The organism is Nitrosomonas supralitoralis, from assembly GCF_003011925.2.
GTDB lineage: Bacteria > Pseudomonadota > Gammaproteobacteria > Burkholderiales > Nitrosomonadaceae > Nitrosomonas > Nitrosomonas supralitoralis.
Genome location: NZ_PXXU01000155.1, coordinates 1 through 1,345, shown reverse-complemented (window position 1 = coordinate 1,345; position 1,345 = coordinate 1). Strand labels below are relative to the sequence as shown.

The following is a 1,345-nucleotide window of genomic DNA, read 5'->3' as shown; positions in this document are numbered from 1 at the left end:
TTGTTCGTCAGTTTTACGTTTACGCATCATAAAAGCTGCAGCTCCTGCGATCAACAATACGATCGGTGCAATTATCGCAATCTTCGATATCGGACGGCCTTCTCCTACTGAGAATGGAAAACGTGATACATAATCCTGCGCTCCTCCCGTCACCGTCACCAGCCCTACAAACTTACCCTTATCCGGAAATATATGTTCTACAGTGATCGAGGCCGATGGATATACTTTTGGCGGCAAGTGATAAACCGTGATCTCATCCAGATTTTCTTCTGAACCCGTATCCCTGATTATCCTTACCTCTGTCGTCAATGGACGCAGTTCTTCCTGAATGTAATCCAGTGCTATCACAGTCTTACCTACTTCAGGTATGTCTTCACAAAATTCTTCTTCCTGTGATAGCGGTTGATAACCCGTAAAGTGCATCCTGTATGGCCCAATTGTCAATATGCACATATCATCCGCTAAAGCCAGCCCACCATGCGCTTGTGCCTGGGCTGCAAACAGCATGCTTGCTGTAAGTAATACGGTTAATAATACTTGTTTCATTTTTATTAGTCTTGCTAACATTTAAGATTTCCCTGTATCGATAAATGGTTATTGCCAGTTCTCTTGATGTTTAATTTAAATCAGTGTTATTTAGCTTTTCTTAGCGCGACGCGACGCCAGCCAATCTCTGAAACGCCTGGATCGAAGCAGTTTATACACCAGTATCGTGGCCAGCAACAAACCAACTACCGGACCTATAGCTGCTCTGAATACATTCGCATAATTGACCATTTCCACCCGCAAGTGGTATTCATAGTTCAATGGTGGTATGCCTTCGGCTGTGACCAATACCAGATATTTTCCCTGATCCAACACATTTTGCGTGCTAATAACACCGTCCTTATATAATGCAGGCCGCAAGCTGGTAATCGCTTCTCCTTCGCTTGCCTTGCTGCCCTTTATTATCTTTACCCCAATGGGAATATCTCGCAGCTCAGGATCAACCAAGTCTATGACAAATATGGCATCCCCGGCTTTAGGTATTTCTGTGCAATAATGACCTTCTATATCAACTTGAGGTTGATAGGTACTGAGGTGAACCATGTTCTCCCCAATTCGACGCATACAATTATCATCTTCCATAGATGTTTTGCCATGTGCGCCAACTGCACTTGTGTAAAGTCCCATAACAAGTATAAAGATTGCAACCCCTAATTGTTTTATTTGCCTAACCGCGACAAATCCGCCTCCTGGGGTAAGCGTCTCTAATTTTGCCAGTTCTATTATCCGCATTCTCTTGTAGTACCTTAAATTTTACTTTGATTTATTCCGCTTATAAAAAAAACCGGCACACCAACTA

Annotated in this window: 2 protein-coding genes; both read right to left on the bottom strand. The window is 43.0% G+C overall.

Going from position 1 to position 1,345, the window contains the following annotated elements; translation table 11 throughout:
• The coding region (locus C7H79_RS17145) for a hypothetical protein (RefSeq protein WP_106708432.1) at nt 1-567 on the bottom strand (567 nt) is incomplete at its 3' end.
• A 69-nt stretch (nt 568-636) separates the two neighbouring features.
• Complete coding sequence (locus tag C7H79_RS17140) at nt 637-1,278, bottom strand: hypothetical protein (RefSeq protein ID WP_242447362.1); 642 nt, start codon at nt 1,276-1,278, stop codon at nt 637-639.
• Nucleotides 1,279-1,345 lie beyond the last annotated feature (67 nt).

What these genes read in the sequence shown, in the direction of transcription:
- C7H79_RS17140 (WP_242447362.1), bottom strand. Translation starts at nt 1,278, where the DNA reads ATGCGGATAATAGAACTGGCAAAATTAGAGACGCTTACCCCAGGAGGC.